Origin of the sequence: Nocardiopsis trehalosi NBRC 14201 (assembly GCF_001552555.1) — a bacterium.
Taxonomy (GTDB): domain Bacteria; phylum Actinomycetota; class Actinomycetes; order Streptosporangiales; family Streptosporangiaceae; genus Nocardiopsis_B; species Nocardiopsis_B trehalosi.
In genome coordinates this window covers 1-16,602 of the sequence record NZ_BCRK01000140.1, presented here as the reverse complement: position 1 = coordinate 16,602, position 16,602 = coordinate 1, and the positions used below count along the sequence as shown (strand labels likewise).

Here is a 16,602-nt window from a genome sequence, read left to right as displayed (position 1 = left end):
GGCGGGCGGGCCCGCGTCCGGCGGGCGGCCCGCCCGCCGGTGGATGCCGTCCGCGCCGCGGGCCTGGTTCACCGACGTCATCGCCGTGGCCATGGCGATCGCGGTCAACTCGGCGCTGGTCGGCGCGGCGGCGTCGCAGTCCCCGGCGGACTTCCCCGACATCTGGACGACGGGCCACCTCGCGGGGGCGGTCCTGGCGCTGGTCCTCACCCTGCGCCGGTTCCTGCCGCTCACCACCCTGGTGGTGCTGGTGCTCGGCGGGTTCGTCGGCGACGTCACCGGCCTGTTCCTGTGGGGGGTGGTCGGCCCGGGGACGGCGGTGGCCGCGTACTCGGTGGGCCGCTACCTTCCGCTGGCGCGGGCGCTGGCCGGCCTGGCCGCGGGCGTGGTGCTCGACCTCGTCGTCACGGTGGGGGCGCCGGTGTTCCCGGAGGGCTTCCAGCTCAACGGGGCCCAGTGGATGACCTACCTGGTCTACCTGGGGTGGATCATGGCGTCCTGGTGGGTGGGGCGGCTGGTGCGCATGCGCGCGTTCCACGTCGCCGAGCTGAGCGCCCGCGCCGAGCGGCTGGAGCGCGCCCGCGACGCCCACGCGCGCGCCGCCCTGGCCGAGGAGCGCTCCCGCATCGCCCGCGAGCTGCACGACGTGGTGGCGCACCACGTGAGCGTCATGACGGTGCAGGCGACCGCGGGGCGGCGGGTCATCGACCGGTCGCCGGAGCGGGCCCGCCAGACGCTGGTCGAGATCGAGGAGACCGGCCGGCAGGCGCTGTCGGAGATGCGGCGGATCGTGGGGGTGCTGCGGGCGGCCGAGTCCGGCGACCCCGACCGCGACCCGCAGCCCGGCCTGGAGGGCCTGGCCGACCTGGTACGCCAGGTGACGGAGACGGGTATCCCGGTGGAGCTCAGCACCGAGGGCCGGCCGCCGGTGCTGCCGCCCGGCCTGGACCTCACCCTGTACCGGGTGGTGCAGGAGTCGCTCACCAACGTGCTCAAGCACGCCGGCGAGGGCGCGTCGGCGGTGGTCACCCTACGGTTCGAGGCGTCGGCCGTCGACGTGGCCGTCGAGGACGACGGCGCCGGCCCCGACCCCGACCGGTTGGCGGCCGACGAGCCGGGGCACGGGCTGCTGGGGATGCGCGAGCGGGTGGCGCTGTTCGGCGGCCGGCTGCACGCCGGGCCCCGCCCGGGCGGCGGGTTCGAGGTGCGGGCGCGGCTGCCGCTGCGTCCCCCGGTGTGAGCGCCGCCGGGGGCGGGGAGCGGGCCGGAGCCCCGGGGGTGCGGCGGATCGGCCACAATCGGGATATGCCCATCAGCGTCCTGCTCGTCGACGACCAGCCCCTCCTCCGCACGGGGTTCCGCCTCATCCTGGAGTCGGAACCCGAGGTCTCGGTCGTCGGCGAGGCCGCCGACGGCAGGGCCGCCGTCGCCGCCGCCAAGCGGCTGCTGCCCGACGTGGTCCTCATGGACATCCGCATGCCGGGCAAGGACGGCATCGACGCCACCCGGGAGATCCTGGCGTGGGCGGCCGACGCCGGGCAGCAGGTGCGGGTGCTCGTGCTGACGACGTTCGACCTGGACGAGTACGTGGTCGAGGCGCTGCGGGCGGGCGCCAGCGGGTTTTTGCTCAAGGACGTGCCGCCCGACGAGCTGGTGGGCGCCATCCGGGTGGTGTCGGAGGGCGCGGCGATCGTCGCCCCCACCATCACGCGGCGGCTGCTCGACCGGTTCGGCGACAAGCTGCCGTCCACGCGCGAGCGCCCCCCGACACGGCTGGACATCCTCACCGAGCGCGAGCGCGAGGTGCTGCGGCTGCTGGCGCGCGGGCTGTCCAACGCCGAGATCGCGCGCCGCCTGGTGGTCAGCGAGACCACCGTCAAGACCCACGTCGGCAACGTGCTGACCAAGCTGGGGCTGCGCGACCGGGTGCAGGCGGTGGTGCACGCCTACGAGACCGGGATCGTGCGCCCCGGGGAGTCCGACGACTGACCCGGCCGCGACCGTCCGGGGTCCGAGGGGCCCGTTGCGGGTAGGGGTGCGCGGGGACGCGGGCCGGTGACCGACCTCACCGCCCCATGGCGGGGCCGGACGCCAACCCGCGGGCGGCACCGGGCGTCCTCCCGCGTGGCCGCGCCGCGGGTGCGGCCGCGTCCGCACGCCGCACACGCCCGCCGAGGAGGTGTCGAGAGCCGCTGATGGCCGAGAACCCGCCGCCGCTCCCGCTGAACGAGACCAATCTGCTGAGCCGCCTGAGGGACTGGCGCGCGGCTCGGGAGTCCGAGCTGCACGCCGAGGGCCTCGACGACGACGCCGCCGAGCTGCCCGACCCGCGCGCCATCGACCTGGTGCTGCGCGTCGGCGAGCTGATGCTCGCCAGCGGCGAGAGCACCGAGGCGGTGAGCGAGGCGATGCTCAGCCTCTCCGTCGCCTTCGAGCTGCCGCGCTCGGAGGTGTCGGTCACCTTCACCGCGCTCACCCTGTCGACGCACCCGGGGCCCGACCACCCGCCGATCACCGGTGAACGGGTGGTGCGGCGGCGCACCCTCGACTACTTCCGGGTCAACGAGCTGCACACGCTCGTGCAGGACGCCGCGCTGGGCCAGTTGGAGCTGGAGGGGGCGGTGGCCCGGCTGCGGGCCATCAAGCGGGCGCGGCCGCCCTACCCGAACTGGCTCATCGTGACCGGGTTCGGGCTCATCGCCTCCAGCGCGAGCCTCATGGTCGGCGGCCAGTTCATCGTCGCCGCCGCCGCGTTCCTGGCGACCGTGCTGGGCGACCGCGCGTCGGCGTTCCTGGCGCGGCGCGGGGTGGCGGAGTTCTACCAGATGACGGCGGCGGCGGTGACGGCGTCGGTCATCGGGGTGGCGCTGCTGTGGGCGAGCGCCCAGCTCGGCCTGGGGCTGCACGCGGGCGCGATCATCACCGGCAACATCATGGCGCTGCTGCCGGGGCGGCCGCTGGTGTCGAGCCTGCAGGACGGCATCAGCGGCAGCTACGTGTCGGCCACGGCCCGGCTGCTGGAGGTGTTCTTCACCCTGGGCGCGATCGTGTCGGGCGTCGGCGCGGTCGCCTACACGGCGGTGCGGCTGGGCGTCGACATGGACCTGGACAACCTGCCGTCGGCGGGCACCAGCGTGGAGCTGCCGGTGCTGATCGGCGCGGCGGGCATCGCGATGGCGTTCGCGGTGTCGCTGACCGTGCCGCCGCGGATGCTGCCGGCCATCGGCGTGATGGGCGTGCTCATCTGGGTGATCTACGCGGCGGTGCGGTTCGCCGCCGACGCGCCGCCGATCATGGGCACGGTGGTGGGGGCGGTCGTCATCGGCATGGCGGGGCACTGGCTGGCCACGCGCACGCGGCGGCCGGTGCTGCCCTACGTCATCCCCGCGATCGCCCCGCTGCTGCCGGGCAGCACCCTGTACCGGGGGCTGCTGGAGATCACCCTGGGGCACGCCGTCGACGGGCTGCTCAGCGTGTCGGAGGCGGTGGCGATCGGGCTGGCGCTGGGCGCCGGGGTGAACCTCGGCGGGGAGCTGGTGCGCGCGTTCCAGCGGGGCGGCCTGGCCGGGTCGGGGCGGCGCGGTCGGCCCGCCGCGCGGCGCAGCCGCGGCGCGATCTGAGCGGGGCGGTCCGAGCGGGGCGGTCCGAGCGGGGCGGTCCGAGCGGGGCGCCGGTCCGCGGTCGACGTCCGGGGCGCCGCGCGGGCCCGGGGCGGCCGCCGGGCCGGCCGCGCGGCGGACGCGCGTCCGGCCGGGCGCGGTGGTGTGCCGCGCCGGGCACCGTCGGCCGCCCCGGGTCGTGCCGCCGTCGGACCCCGCATCGGCGGACCGGCGCGGGCGGCCGTCCGCTACCGTGTGCCCCCATGAGCGCCGCCGTTCCCGACCCCTCCCCCGCCTGGCCCGCCGACGCCGAGGAGGCGCGCGCCGAACAGGTGCGGCTCGCCCCGCGCGTGCGCGTCGAGCCGATCGACGCCGACGCGGTGGAGCTGGTGTGCGGGCTCGACGTCACCTACGCCCCCGGCGACGACCGCCTGGTGGCGGCGGCGGTGGTGCTGTCCGCGCGCACCCTGGAGGTCGTGGACACCGCGACCGCCGTCGCCCGGCCCCGCTTCCCCTACGTGCCGGGGCTGTTCGCGTTCCGCGAGCTGCCCCCGCTGCTGGAGGCGGTGACGTCGCTGTCCACGGTGCCCGACGTCTTCGTGTGCGACGGGTTCGGCCGGGCCCACCCGCGCCGGTTCGGGCTCGCCTGCCACTTCGGGGTGCTGCTCGACCGGCCCGCGTTCGGGGTCGGCAAGTCCCCGTTCGTGGGGGCGGCGCCGGACCCGGGCGGGGAGCGGGGGTCGTGGACGCCGCTGGTGGACGGCGGCGAGGTGGTGGGGCGGGCGCTGCGCACCCGCACCGGGGTGCGGCCGGTGTACGTGTCGGTGGGGCACCGCACCGACCTGGAGGGGGCGACCGCGCTCACCCTGCGGCTCGCCCCGGAGTTCCGGCTGCCCGAACCCGTCCGGCGGGCCGACCGGCTGTCGCGGGACGTGCTGGCGCGCCTTTGACGCGCCGGCGGCGCGTCCGGTTCGGCGGTCGGCCGGAACCGGCCGTAACGCGGCCGGACCGGGTCGAAGCCGTGTCGCGGGACGTCGTATCCCCGGAGGATGTGAAACGGTGTGACGAGGGCCACTGGAGCGCTAGAGTACGAACGGCCGCGCGCGCCGCGACACGATGACCGACGACCGAACCGGAGCACACCATGTGCCAGCACGATCCCGCCTGTCCGCCGTACGACCATCTCGACCGCGAGGCCGCGCGCCTGGTCGCCAGCCACCCCGAGCAGGGCTGGAGCCTGCTGTGCAACGGTGTCGTGGTCTTCGAGGACACCGGGGAACTGCTCCCCGACGGCGGCGTCATCGCCCCGCACCGGCCCACCGACATCCGCACCGCCGCCTGACCCGGACGGCCCCGGAAGCCACCGCGCGCGCCCGCGGGCGCGCCGGTGCGACACGCCCCGCCACCGCGCGGCCACGCGGGTGATCTTGTTCCGCGCCCCGGTCTGCCTTAGGGTGTCGGCGCGCTGCCCGGACCGGCGGCGCGCACCCCCCGGCCTCCACGGACAGGACGCGCACATGGCCCCCCGTACAGCGACCGACCTCGACGCCCTCTTCTCCCCCGCCGCTCCGACGCACTACAGCGGCGAGAGCCACACGCCGCACCTGCCGGGGTCGGGCCTGCGCGACGAGACCGCCGTCCCCACCGGCATCGACGCCCTCTTCACCGACCGCGCCCCGGCCGCCTACAGCGCCGACAACGCCATGCCGGGCACGCCCCGCTAGGCGGCGCCCCCGTCCGCGCCCGCCGTCCGCCCTCGTGGCGGGCGGGCGGTCGGCGCGTGCCCAAGGGCGGCCCGCCCGCGCGCCGCCGCACCACCTCCACACGACACCGAGCCATCCGAGGGACGACGTGCGCAAGGTCTTCTTCACCGGCACCCACCGGGTCCGGCCGCCGGAGGAGACGGACGCCGCCATCGCCCCGCTGCTGGCGGACTACGGCATCACGCGCCTCGCCGACGTCACCGGCCTGGACGTGATCGGCATCCCCGTGGTGATGTCGGTGCGGCCGCTCGCCGCCACACTGTCGGTCTCCCAGGGCAAGGGCGCCGGCCCGGTCCTGGCCCGCGTCTCGGCCGCCATGGAGGCGATCGAGCTGTGGCACGCCGAGAACGCGGTGCCGGCCCCGACGCTGCGCGCGGTGCCCGCCGCCGACCTGGACCCGCCCTACGACGTCACCGAACTGGAGTGGCCCGAGGGCCACCTGGTCACCCCGCACACCCGGCTGGACTGGATCGAGGCCACGGCCCTGCCGGACGGCACCCCGGTACCGGTACCCCGCGCCGCCGTCGACCTCGGCCCCGCCCCCGACGCCTGGGACGTGCCCGGCCTGACCACCTCCTCCAACGGCCTGGCGTCCGGCAACACCGTCGCCGAGGCCACCGTCCACGCCCTGTACGAGGTGATCGAGCGCGACGCCGTCGCCGGGGCTCCCCCGGAGCGCCGCCGCCGCGTCGACCCCCTCAGCGTGGACGACCCCCACTGCGCCGACCTCATCGGCCGCATCCTCGCGGCCGGGTGCCGGCTGGAGATCGAGGACGTGCCCAACCGGTCCGGTGTGCCGTGCGCGGCGGTCCGCGTGTGGCACGAGGACCTGGCGTCGACGGTCGTGCACGGGCAGGGGGCGCACGGCGATCCGGCGATCGCGCTGTCCCGGGCGCTCACCGAGGCCGCGCAGTCGCGGCTCACCCAGATCGTCGGATCGCGCGACGACATCGGCGCCGCCGCCTACCTCACGGGCGACTTCCCGCGCCCCGCGCCGTCCGGCGGGGGCACGGTCGACTGGGCGGAGGTGCGGCCGCCCCGCACCCTGCCGCCCGCCGACACCGACACCGCCGAGGCCGACCGGCTGGCCCGCCTCGTCCGCGACCTGACCGGCGCGGCGCCGATGCGCGTGGTCCTGGCCGACCGGGCGGAGTTCGCCGTGGTCAAGACCGTGTGCCCGGGGATGCGGCACACCCACGACCGGAACGCGGCGCGCCCGGCGGCGGGAGGGCCGGCCGCGTGACCGTGCACGTGTTCCACGGCCCCAGCGCGACCCCCGCCGAGGTCGCCGCCGTCCTCCCCGACGCGCGCCGGTACCCGCCGGTGCGCCACGGCGACCTCCTCACCCTCGATCCGCGGCCCGGCGACACGGTGCTGCTGCTGGACGGCGTCTTCCACGCGACCGCCCCGGTGCGGCACAAGGAGATCCTGCGGCTGCTCGCCGACGGCGTCACCGTGGCGGGCGCGGCGAGCATGGGGGCGCTGCGCGCCGCCGAACTCCACCCCTACGGCATGGTCGGCCTCGGGCGGGTCTTCGCCATGTACCGCGACGGCGTGATCGACGGCGACGACGAGGTCGCCGTCGCGCACACGCCGGACGACCTGCGCCCGCTGTCGGTGGCGCTGGTGGACGTGCGCGGCGCGCTCGACGACGGTGTGGCGTGCGGCGCGCTCCGCCGGGCCGACGCGGACCGGCTGCTCGCCCTCGCCCGCGCGATCCCCTACCCCCTGCGCGGCGGCGCCGCGCTGCGCCGCGCCGCCGAGGCCGCGGCCGACCTGCCCGCCGCGGTGCGCGCCTGGTGGGCGGGGCCGGACGGCCCGACCACCGGCAGCGGGGGGCTGAAGCACGCCGACGCCCTCGCCGCGCTCGCGGCGGTGGCGCGGGGGCTCCCCGCCCCGGACACCGGCGCGTGGGTCGACACGGCGTGGGAGACGCCGCAGGCCCGGCTGTGGACGTCCCGCTACCGCGCCCGGGGCGGCGCCGGCGGCCCGGTGCCCGTCGCCGCCGAACTCCAGCACCAGCAGCTGTACGACCCCGGCTTCCCGGCGCGCTGGCGCGCCCACGTGCTGGCCTGGATCGCGGGCGACGCCGCCCCCGCCGGCCCGCCGGAGCCGGCCGACCGCACGGCGCGCACCGGCGCGGGGTCGGCGGTCCCGGTACCCGCCCCGGCGGCGGACGCGGGGCCGGACCCGGCCGCCGCGCCGCGGTCGGTGGCGGACCGCGCCATCGCGGTGGCGCGCGGACGCGGCCTCTCCCTGGAGGCGCTGCCGCCCGCGCGGGCCGCCTACTGGCTGACCCCGGCGGACCTGGCGCTCGACGACGCCCGCGAACGCCTGCTCCGCCTGCTCGTGCGGTCGGCGCGGCTCCCGTCGACGGGCCATCCCCGGTTCACCGGCGCGGCGGCCGCCCACCTGCTGGACCCGGGCATCGACAGCGCGGCGGCGGTGCTGACCGCCTGGCGGGTGAACGCGGTCGTCGCCGCGTCGGCGCCGCACCGCTCGGTGCACCGGCTGCGGCCGGACCTGCTCGCCGCCCATCTGGCCGAGGTCTGGCGCGTCCCGGCCGACGACCCCGGCGCCCTGGACGCCGCGGCGCGCGACCGCGGCTTCTTCGACGCCGGGGGCGCCGTCGAGGCCGCGCGCGGCTTCTACCTGTACTTCTCGGGCCGCGTGGACGCGCCCGCCTGAGCCCCGTTCCGCGGTCCGGCCGCCCGACCAGCGCCGACCGCCCGCCGCGCGTCGGCACGGCGGCACGGCGGCACGGCGGCACCGGCATCGGGCACCCCCGGAGGGGGCGGTCAGGGCAGGTGGCGGGGGATCCAGTCGGCGACGGCCTCGGCCACCGCCCCCGGGTCCTTGGCGAGATCGTGGCGCTCCCCCGGACGCACCAGGAGGGTGGTGGCGTCGCCGGGGTCGGGCACCCCGAACGGGTCGCGGTCGCCGTTGACCACGAGCGTGGGCACGCCCGCCCCGCGCAGCTCGGGCGCGCGCGAGCGGTCGGGGTTGTTCGGCGGGTGCAGCGGGAACGCCAGCGCCACCACGGCGGCCGCGCCCAGATCGGCGGCGGTGCGGCAGGCGACCCGCGCCCCGTTGCTGCGTCCGGCGAGGACGAGCGGAACGCCGGCCCACCGCGCGTCCGCGCGCAGGCGGGTGACGACCGCGCGCCACGCCTCGTCCTGTGGACCGGTGCGGGAGCCGGGCATGCGCCGCCCGGCCACCCGGTAGGGCTGTGTCACCCGGGCCGCCGCCCCGCCGCCGGCCACCACGGCCGCGCACACGGCGGTGATGTCGGCGGCATCGACCCCTCCCCCGGCGCCGTGCGTGATCACGAGGAGGTAGCGGGCGTCCCCGTCGGGGGCGTCGACGTCCACCAGCGCCGGCCCCTGCGGCGTGTCGATCTGCATGCCCTCAACCTAGCCGCCGGTGCCCGGCGCCGTCCGCGCGGGCGGCGGGGGTCCGCACGCGACCGGGCCACCCGCGCGCGCCGGCCGGGGTCCGGCGGCGCGCACGCCGGTGCCCCGCTCCGACGGGTGTCACTTCCCGGCCGGGCCGGCCTGCCCGCCGGCGGACTCCTGGTAGAGCTCCGCGTAGGTGCGCGAGTCCTTGATCAGCCCGTCGGCGAAGGCGGCGACGTCGGTGCCGATGAGGTCCAGGACCCCCTTTCCGGACGCGGCGCCCTCCTCGAAGAATTCGAGGATGCCGCCCAGCAGGTCGCCCTCCGTCAGGTCGACCGGTCCGACCTTGAAGTAGTACTTCTGCATCTCGTTGTAGACGATCTGGTAGTCCGGCGGCAGCGCCTTCACGCGCGCCACGTGCGCCCGCCACTGCCGCTTGCCCTCGATGATGTCCTGGATTCCCACGTCAGCCTCCTACCGGCCCAGTTTCCGGGCGACGTTCCTGTTCAACTGCTCGCGCCACCGGTCGCGGTGGTTGCGGGCGCCCTCGCCGCCGGCCAGGGCCGCGCAGAAGCCGGGGATGTCGTCGCCCAGCACCTCGCGGCTGCTCTGCCCGTCCGCCGCCGCCTCTTCGAGCAGCCCCAGGGCGCCGTCGACGATCGGCATGAGGTTGCGGCCCGTGAAGTTCCCGTAGGGGAAGAGGTGGGCGACGATCTGGTCCCAGGCCGCCCGGTGGTCGGCCGGCAGTGCCGTGGCCCGTGCCTCGAACGCCTTCCACTCCCGGGTGAGGTCGCTGCCCGTCATGGCCGTCCAGATGTTCATCGTCCGCCCTCCTTGAGCTTGTCGATGCGTGATGAGAGGTACTCCCACTTCTCCCAGAATCGGGCGAGTTCGGCCCGCCCGGCGTCGTTGAGCGCGTAGAACTTGCGCGGCGGCCCCTTCTCGGATGGCCGCTTCGTCACGGTGACGAGCCCGCCCTTCTCCAGCCGCAGCAGGATGGTGTAGACGGTCCCTTCGACCACGTCGGCGAAGCCGAGGTCGTTGAGCCGGCGCGTGATCGCGTACCCGTAGGTCTCCTCGCCGCCGATGATCTCCAGCACGCAGCCCTCCAGCGTGCCCTTCAGCATCTCCCTCAGGTCGTCCATCGCGACCTCCTTCGATTCCTCCGGTACTCCGTATCAACGAGTACAGCTATACAGTACCACGAAGTAGTGGAGGCACAAGGCTCCCCGCCCGATGACCGAGAAGGGCCGACCGGCGGTCCGCTTCCCGGACGGCGCGCGGGGTCGTCCGCCCGCGCGGGGACGGACGAGCACGGACGCGGGAGGACCGCGCCGCCGGCCGGCCCATTGCCACGCGCGGTGTCCACGTGGGGGGGCGGGCGCCCCGTCCCCGTCGTCGGTCTGCTTCCGCGTGGGGGCCGGTCACCACCGCCTGTGGGGGCGGGGGGTGGTCCCCGCGCCCCCGCCGGCGGTCACTCGGGGTCGGGCCAGTTCGCGGGGAGGATGTCCGTGCGGCTGCCCGACGCGATCCGGAGGCGCTCGCGGAAGTCGTCGTGCAGCGACCGCCCCCACACGTAGGCGCTGGGGGTGCGCACCGCCTCCTCGGCGGCGCGGCGCAGCCCGGCGGCCGACTCGTTGCCCGCCAGGGCGACCGCCATCCGGGTGTACATGCCGTTCAGCGCGACGAACAGCTCACCCGTGAGCATGGGCGCGCTGTCCTGGGCCACCGCCGCCTCGACGTAGGGCTCCCACCAGGCCGCGCCGGGTTCGGGGGCGTCGGTGTCGGGATCGGGGGCGAGGAAGCCCCGGCGCAGCCGGGCGCGGACCTCCGCCCCGACGTCCTCCCCCCGGTGCTCCAGGCCCTCCTCCCACACCTGTCCGGCCGCCTCGGCGTCGCCGCGGACGGCGAGCAGCCGGGCGAGCAGTTCGACCGCCGTGCCCGTGGTGGCGGGGTCGGCGGCGGGGCCCTCGTCGGCGCCGTCCCGGCCCCCGCCGCCGCCGACGACCGCCCCGAACGCGGCGATCGCGCGCTCGACGTGCACGGCCCCGAGCAGCAGCCGCAGACCGGGGTGCTCCCCCGCCGCGAGCCCGTGCTCGACGGCCTCGGCAGCGCCGTCGACGTCGCCCCGGGCGAGCAGCCGGCCGGCCAGGTCGTGGGCCGCCTCGGGCACGATGTCGGGGTCCCCGCTGCCGAGCACCCGACGCCAGTGCTCCTCGGCGGCCGCGGTGTCGCCCCGCTCTTCGGCGATGCGGGCCAGCCCGTGGTGGGCGGCCGGGTGGTAGCGGTCGTTCCCGCCGTCGAGCACCGTGCGCCAGGCGTCGGCGGCCTCGGCGCTCCGGCCGTCGCCCTCGTACGACAGGGCGAGGTGGTAGGCGGCGCGGGGCGCGTACTCGGGGTGGCCGGTGTCGATGGCGGTGCGGGCGGCGTCCCGCGCCGCGGCCGTCTCACCGAGGTCGTGCCGGACGACGGCCAGACCGAGGGCGGCGAGCGCCCGGTAGCGCCGCGAACCGCCTTCCAGCACCTGCTCGTAGACCTGTGCCGCGCGTTTGAGGTGTCCGGTCTCGGCGAGGTCCCGCGCCTGGTCGCACAGGCTCGCGAACTCGGGTTCGTCTCCGGCGGCGTCGTGGGTGGAGGTTCCGGACGTCGCGGTCATGACGGGCCACTTTCCAGCAGGGGGCGGTGCCCGGGGGCCGCCGACGCGCGGCCGTGGTCGGGCGGTGTCCCTCGGAGACTAGCGCGTCACACCCCCTCCCCCACCGCCACGGCCCCGGGTGTCCCCGGCCGGACACCACTTCGAAGGCCGCCTTTACGCCGTCGATCCCCCCGGAGTGCCGTAGGGCAGGAACGCGCTGGTGTCGAGGTCGAAGCCGAAGGGGTCGGGGACGACCAGCTTCTCGCCGAAGTCGCGGACGACGGTGTCCTTGTAGGTGGTGCCGTCGCTGTTGGTGAACAGCGTGGTGGTACCCGCGATCGGGTCGACCAGCAGGTAGATGTCGATGCCCGCGCGGGCGTACACGTCCAGCTTGAGGACGCGGTCGTTGCCGGGGTTGCCCCGGGACACCACCTCGGCGACCAGCAGGACGTCGTCGGGCGGGATGCAGTGGTCGTCGGTGGCCAGCACCTCGACGGGCGCGACGAACAGGTCGGGCATCACGCTGCGCAGCAGGCGGGGGATGCGGATTTCCAGCGCCGTCTCGTTGTCGTAGCCGTCGGGCAGATGGGGGACGATCTGCCGATCGAGGGCGCGGACGTTGCGCTGGTGCTTGCCTGCGGGAGAGGGCGACACGGTGATCTGGTTTCCGTCCAGGATCTCGGCTCGGAAGCCGCGCGGCACGTTGAGCGCGTCGAGCGCGGCGAAGAGTTCCTCGGACACCGGCGAGTCCGCGGACGGGGCCGCAGAGCGGGCGGCGAGCATCGTCATCTCCGGCTCCTCGTGCTCGGTCATATGGGCGATCACATCCTGTCACGGAGCGATGACGTTGCAGTGCCGAATGGGAGGGTTCCCGCTCGTGCTTCCCATCCTAGGAAGGTGCCGGGGCACCGGGCCTCCGCCGCGCGGGGCGGCGGCGCCGGCCGCTGTCGCGTGGACCGGCGCCGCCGGTGGGGCTAGTCCTCGAAGGCCTCCGGGGGCGGGCAGGCGCAGACGAGGTTGCGGTCGCCGTAGGCCTGGTCGATGCGGCCGACCGGGGACCAGTACTTGTGGGCGCGCAGCTCCGGCAGCGGGTAGGCGCCCTCGCTGCGCGGGTAGCCGCGGGTCCACTCGTCGGCGGTGACCGCCTCGGCGGTGTGCGGGGCGTTGCGCAGCGGGTTGTCCTCGCGGTCGTAGGTGCCGTCGGCGACCCGGTCGATCTCGCCGCGGATGGCGATCATCGCGTCGATGAACCGGTCCAGCTCGGCGAGGTTCTCGCTCTCCGTGGGCTCCACCATGAGGGTGCCCGCCACCGGGAACGACATGGTCGGGGCGTGGAACCCGTAGTCGATGAGCCGCTTGGCGACGTCCTCGTTGGTGACGCCGGTCTGCTTGGTGAGCGGCCGCAGGTCGATGATGCACTCGTGGGCGACCAGCCCGCCCGCGCCCGTGTAGAGCACCGGGAAGTACGGCTCCAGCCGCTTGGCCACGTAGTTGGCGACGAGGACCGCCGCCTCGGTGGCGGCCCGCAGGCCGTCGCCGCCCATCATGCGGACGTAGGCCCACGAGATCGGCAGGATGCCCGCCGAACCGAACGGCGCCGCCGACACCGGGCCCACCCCGGTGTAGGGCCCGGCCTCGGGCTGACCCGGGTGGTTGGGCAGGTAGCCGGCGAGGTGGGAGCGCACCGCGACCGGGCCGACGCCCGGGCCGCCGCCGCCGTGCGGGATGCAGAACGTCTTGTGCAGGTTGAGGTGGCTGACGTCGGCCCCGAACTCGCCGGGCTTGGCCCAGCCGAGCAGCGCGTTGAAGTTGGCGCCGTCGACGTAGACCTGCCCGCCGGCCTCGTGCACCAGGCGGCAGACCTCGGTGATGGTGTCCTCGAAGACGCCGTGCGTCGACGGGTAGGTCACCATGATCGCGGCGACCTGGTCGCCGTGCTTGTCCAGCTTGGCGCGCAGGTCGGCGAGGTCGACGTTGCCGCCGTCGTCGCACGCCACCACGCTCACGCGCATGCCCGCCATGACGGCGCTGGCCGCGTTGGTGCCGTGGGCGGAGCTGGGGATGAGGCAGACGTCGCGGCCGGCGTCGCCGCGGCCGCGGTGGTAGCCGCGGATGGCGAGCAGGCCGGCGAGTTCGCCCTGGGAGCCGGCGTTGGGCTGGAGCGACACCGCGTCGTAGCCGGTGACCTCGGCCAGCCACTTCTCCAGGTCGCGGACGACCGCGACGCTGCCCGCCGCCTGGTCCAGCGGGGCCAGCGGGTGCAGCCGCGCGAACTCGGGCCAGGTGATGGCCTCCATCTCGGCGGTGGCGTTGAGCTTCATGGTGCAGGAGCCGAGCGGGATCATGGTGCGGTCCAGCGCCAGGTCCTTGTCGGCGAGGCGGCGCATGTACCGCAGCAGCGAGGTCTCGCTGCGGTGCGTGGAGAACACCGGGTGGTCGAGGTAGTCGACGCCGCGCCGCAGCCCCTCGGGCAGGGTGGCGCCGCGCCCGGCCGCCGCCGCGCGGGTGCCGCCGTCGGTGCCGCCGAACGCGGCGAGGACCGCGTCGACGTGGGCGGGGACGGTGGTCTCGTCGCAGGAGATCCCGACGGTGTGCTCGTCCACCCGCAGCAGGTTGACGCCGCGCTCGCGGGCGGCGGCGACCACGGCGGCGGCCCGGGCGGGGACCCGCACCCGCACGGTGTCGAAGAAGGCGTCGTGCAGCACCGGCAGGCCGCGGTCGGCGAGCGCGTCGGCGAGGCGGACGGCGTGGCCGTGCACGCGCTCGGCGATCGCGCGCAGCCCGCGCGGCCCGTGGTAGACGGCGTACATGCCGGCCATCACGGCGAGCAGCACCTGGGCGGTGCAGATGTTGCTGGTGGCCTTCTCGCGGCGGATGTGCTGCTCGCGGGTCTGCAGGGCGAGCCGGTAGGCGGGGCGGCCGGCGTTGTCGACCGACACCCCGACGAGGCGGCCCGGGAGCTGGCGCTGCAGGCCCTCGCGGACCGACATGTAGCCGGCGTGCGGCCCGCCGAAGCCCATGGGTACGCCGAAGCGCTGGGTGGACCCGACGGCGATGTCGGCGCCGAGCGCGCCGGGGCTGCGCAGCAGGGTCAGGGCGAGGATGTCGGCGGCGACCACGGCGAGGGCGCCCCGCTCGTGGGCGGCCTCGATGACGGGGGTGGGGTCGGCCACCCGGCCGCTGGCGGCCGGGTACTGCACGAGGACGCCGAACGCGTCGGCGTCGGGCAGCCCTTCGGAGAGGTCGGCGACGACCAGGTCGATGCCCAGCGGCTCGGCGCGGGTGCGCAGCACGGCGAGGGTCTGCGGGAACACGTCGGAGTCGACCACGAACGCGCTGCCCTTGGCGCGGCCGGCGCGGCGGGCCAGGGTCATGGCCTCGGCGGCGGCGGTGGCCTCATCCAGCAGGGACGCCCCGGCGACGGGCAGCCCGGTGAGGTCGGCCACCATCGTCTGGAAGTTGAGCAGCGCCTCCAGCCGGCCCTGGGAGATCTCGGGCTGGTACGGGGTGTAGGCGGTGTACCAGGCCGGGTTCTCCAGGATGTTGCGGAGGATGACCGGCGGGGTGGTGGTGTCGTAGTAGCCCTGGCCGATCATCGAGGTCAGGACCTGGTTGCGGTCGGCGAGGGCGCGGAGTTCGGCGAGGGCGCCGGTCTCGTCGGCGGCGTCGGGCAGGTGCAGCGGCGCGGGCCGGCCGGGCGCGGTGAGGATGCTGTCGGGGACGGCGGCGGCCATCAGCTCGGCGGTGGAGCCGTAGCCGACGGTCTTGAGCATCTCGGCGAGTTCGGCCGGGTCGGGGCCGATGTGGCGGTCGGCGAACCCGCGGGCGGGTTCGGCGGTGGGGCGTTCACGGGACTGCTCCGGCATGGAGACCTCCTCGCACGGGCCGGCGGGGCCGGCGGCTTCTGGTCTCCCCCTCTGTCACGCGTGGCCGCGGCGCGGGCGTGCGCCGACGCCCACCGCTCCAGAGTGGCCTTCTCCGCGCGGTCCCTTGTGCCTGAGAGGTTACTGGGGAGTATTGCCCCGTCGGCGCCCCGGACCGGGGTCTCTCCCGCGCGGTATCGGCGGCCGGTTGCTCCTGGTTCGATCACTGCATTATCCACGGTACGCGCACGTGGCCCGCGCACCGGGGTGGCCCGGCGGGTGCGGGTGCGGCGCCCCTCGCCCGACCGTACTCGATCACGGGGGCGGCGGGCGGCAGAGGGCGGGGCGGCCCGGTACGGCGACGGCGCGGCGCCCGGAGGGGCGGGCGCGGCGCGCGGTCAGCCGGTCTTGCGCTCGCGGCGGCGCCGGGCGAGTTCGTCCGCGGGGTGGGGGTCGGCGGCCAGCGGCTCGGACAGGCGCTCGCCGGGGTAGTCGCTCAGCGACCCCTCCAGCTCCCGCCACACCCGGCCGAGGGCGATGCCGAACACGCCCTGCCCGCCCTGGAGCAGGTCCACGACCTCATCGGGCGAGGTGCACTCGTAGACGCTGACGCCGTCGCTCATGAGGGTGATCTGGGCGAGGTCGGCGGTGGCCCGGCAGCGCAGGTGGTCGACCGCGGTGCGGATCTGCTGGAGGGAGATGCCGGTGTCGAGCAGCCGCTTGACGACCTTGAGCACCAGGATGTCGCGGAAGCTGTACAGCGGCGCGCCGGCGCCGCCGTCGGGTTTCACGCTGGGCTCGACCAGCCGGGTCCGCGCCCAGTAGTCGAGTTGGCGGTAGGTGATTCCGGCGGCCGCACACGCCGTGGGGCCGCGATAACCGACGTCCATAGGCAGCGCCACCACGTCCTCTTCGCACAGCAGGCCCTGCTCTCCAGCTCGCCGTATAGCTGTTCGCCTGAGAGCGGAGGTCTGTTGCTTGCCGCTCGTAACCGCCACGCCGAACCTCCGGCTTCTCGGCCCACGGCGGTTTGACAGGGGGGGTCGAAGGGTGCGCCGCGGGTTCCTTCGACAATGAAGGTAAGCCGGTCGGATGGACAGCGTCAACGACAGCCATCGGCGCGTCGTGGAACGTCTTGGACAGTCCTGCGGACGGTCCACCGCCCATCCGCAACCCCCCGGTCAGCGGAGCCGCGCACCACCTCTATCCGATGGTTCTCGGACGCGCCCGGCGCGGGGTGCGCCCGCCCGGTGCGGGGTGCGCCCGCCCGGTGCGGCGGTCCCCCTCCACGGTAGGCGATGCCGGCGGCCGCGCCGTCCCGCCGGGGTCGGCGGGGCGGCGCGGCCA

The 16,602-nt window shown here is 75.9% G+C and carries 16 protein-coding genes and 1 riboswitch; of the genes, 8 read left to right on the top strand and 8 right to left on the bottom strand.

From position 1 onward, the window contains the following. The 8 genes from NT8_RS20895 to NT8_RS20860 form a co-directional block, all read left to right on the top strand. Positions 1-1,240: sensor histidine kinase (locus tag NT8_RS20895; protein WP_067972361.1), on the top strand; the 1,240-nt coding region annotated here is incomplete at its 5' end. Positions 1,241-1,305: 65 nt separating this feature from the next. After that, positions 1,306-1,989 carry a response regulator gene (locus NT8_RS20890; protein ID WP_067972354.1) on the top strand — a complete coding sequence of 228 codons (684 nt, stop codon included), beginning with the start codon at positions 1,306-1,308 and terminating at the stop codon, positions 1,987-1,989. 206 nt (positions 1,990-2,195) lie between these two features. Then, positions 2,196-3,620 carry a threonine/serine exporter family protein gene (locus NT8_RS20885; protein ID WP_067972351.1) on the top strand — a complete coding sequence of 475 codons (1,425 nt, stop codon included), beginning with the start codon at positions 2,196-2,198 and terminating at the stop codon, positions 3,618-3,620. A 242-nt stretch (positions 3,621-3,862) separates the two neighbouring features. Next, entirely contained in the window at positions 3,863-4,549 is a 687-nt protein-coding gene (locus NT8_RS20880; RefSeq protein WP_067972348.1) for an endonuclease V, read from the top strand. A 194-nt stretch (positions 4,550-4,743) separates the two neighbouring features. After that, on the top strand, positions 4,744-4,941 hold the full coding sequence (locus NT8_RS20875) for a DUF5999 family protein (RefSeq protein ID WP_067972345.1): 198 nt from the start codon (positions 4,744-4,746) through the stop codon (positions 4,939-4,941). Positions 4,942-5,116: 175 nt separating this feature from the next. Then, complete coding sequence (locus tag NT8_RS20870) at positions 5,117-5,323, top strand: hypothetical protein (RefSeq protein WP_067972342.1); 207 nt, start codon at positions 5,117-5,119, stop codon at positions 5,321-5,323. Between the two features lie 127 nt (positions 5,324-5,450). Beyond that, positions 5,451-6,605 carry a YcaO-like family protein gene (locus NT8_RS20865; RefSeq protein ID WP_067972339.1) on the top strand — a complete coding sequence of 385 codons (1,155 nt, stop codon included), beginning with the start codon at positions 5,451-5,453 and terminating at the stop codon, positions 6,603-6,605. Beyond that, on the top strand, positions 6,602-8,050 hold the full coding sequence (locus NT8_RS20860) for a TfuA-like protein (protein WP_067972336.1): 1,449 nt from the start codon (positions 6,602-6,604) through the stop codon (positions 8,048-8,050). Before NT8_RS20865 ends, NT8_RS20860 begins: the two co-directional genes overlap by 4 nt. A 110-nt stretch (positions 8,051-8,160) precedes the next feature. Here NT8_RS20860 and NT8_RS20855 read toward each other — a convergent pair whose 3' ends face one another. The 8 genes from NT8_RS20855 to NT8_RS20820 all read right to left on the bottom strand — a co-directional run bounded on the left by NT8_RS20855 (position 8,161) and on the right by NT8_RS20820 (position 16,253). Continuing rightward, positions 8,161-8,766, bottom strand: coding sequence for an alpha/beta hydrolase family protein (locus NT8_RS20855; protein ID WP_067972334.1), 606 nt, complete (start codon positions 8,764-8,766; stop codon positions 8,161-8,163). 129 nt (positions 8,767-8,895) lie between these two features. Further along, the gene (locus NT8_RS20850) at positions 8,896-9,222 is read right to left on the bottom strand and encodes a DUF1048 domain-containing protein (protein WP_067972331.1); all 327 of its coding nucleotides are present in this window, start codon (positions 9,220-9,222) and stop codon (positions 8,896-8,898) included. 9 nt (positions 9,223-9,231) lie between these two features. Further along, the gene (locus NT8_RS20845; RefSeq protein ID WP_067972330.1) at positions 9,232-9,579 is read right to left on the bottom strand and encodes a DUF1048 domain-containing protein; all 348 of its coding nucleotides are present in this window, start codon (positions 9,577-9,579) and stop codon (positions 9,232-9,234) included. Next, complete coding sequence (locus NT8_RS20840) at positions 9,576-9,902, bottom strand: PadR family transcriptional regulator (protein ID WP_067972327.1); 327 nt, start codon at positions 9,900-9,902, stop codon at positions 9,576-9,578. The genes NT8_RS20845 and NT8_RS20840 overlap by 4 nt, the downstream gene beginning before the upstream one ends. Positions 9,903-10,231: 329 nt before the next feature. Then, entirely contained in the window at positions 10,232-11,413 is a 1,182-nt protein-coding gene (locus tag NT8_RS20835; protein WP_067972324.1) for a tetratricopeptide repeat protein, read from the bottom strand. A 153-nt stretch (positions 11,414-11,566) separates the two neighbouring features. Beyond that, positions 11,567-12,205, bottom strand: coding sequence for a Uma2 family endonuclease (locus NT8_RS20830; RefSeq protein WP_084469143.1), 639 nt, complete (start codon positions 12,203-12,205; stop codon positions 11,567-11,569). Between the two features lie 161 nt (positions 12,206-12,366). Then, entirely contained in the window at positions 12,367-15,258 is a 2,892-nt protein-coding gene (gene gcvP, locus NT8_RS20825; protein ID WP_067972321.1) for an aminomethyl-transferring glycine dehydrogenase, read from the bottom strand. Between the two features lie 107 nt (positions 15,259-15,365). Further along, a riboswitch (glycine riboswitch) is annotated at positions 15,366-15,455 on the bottom strand. Positions 15,456-15,653: 198 nt separating this feature from the next. Beyond that, positions 15,654-16,253, bottom strand: a complete 600-nt coding sequence (locus NT8_RS20820) for a MerR family transcriptional regulator (protein WP_067972320.1) — start codon at positions 16,251-16,253, stop codon at positions 15,654-15,656. Between the last annotated feature and the right edge of the window lie 349 nt (positions 16,254-16,602).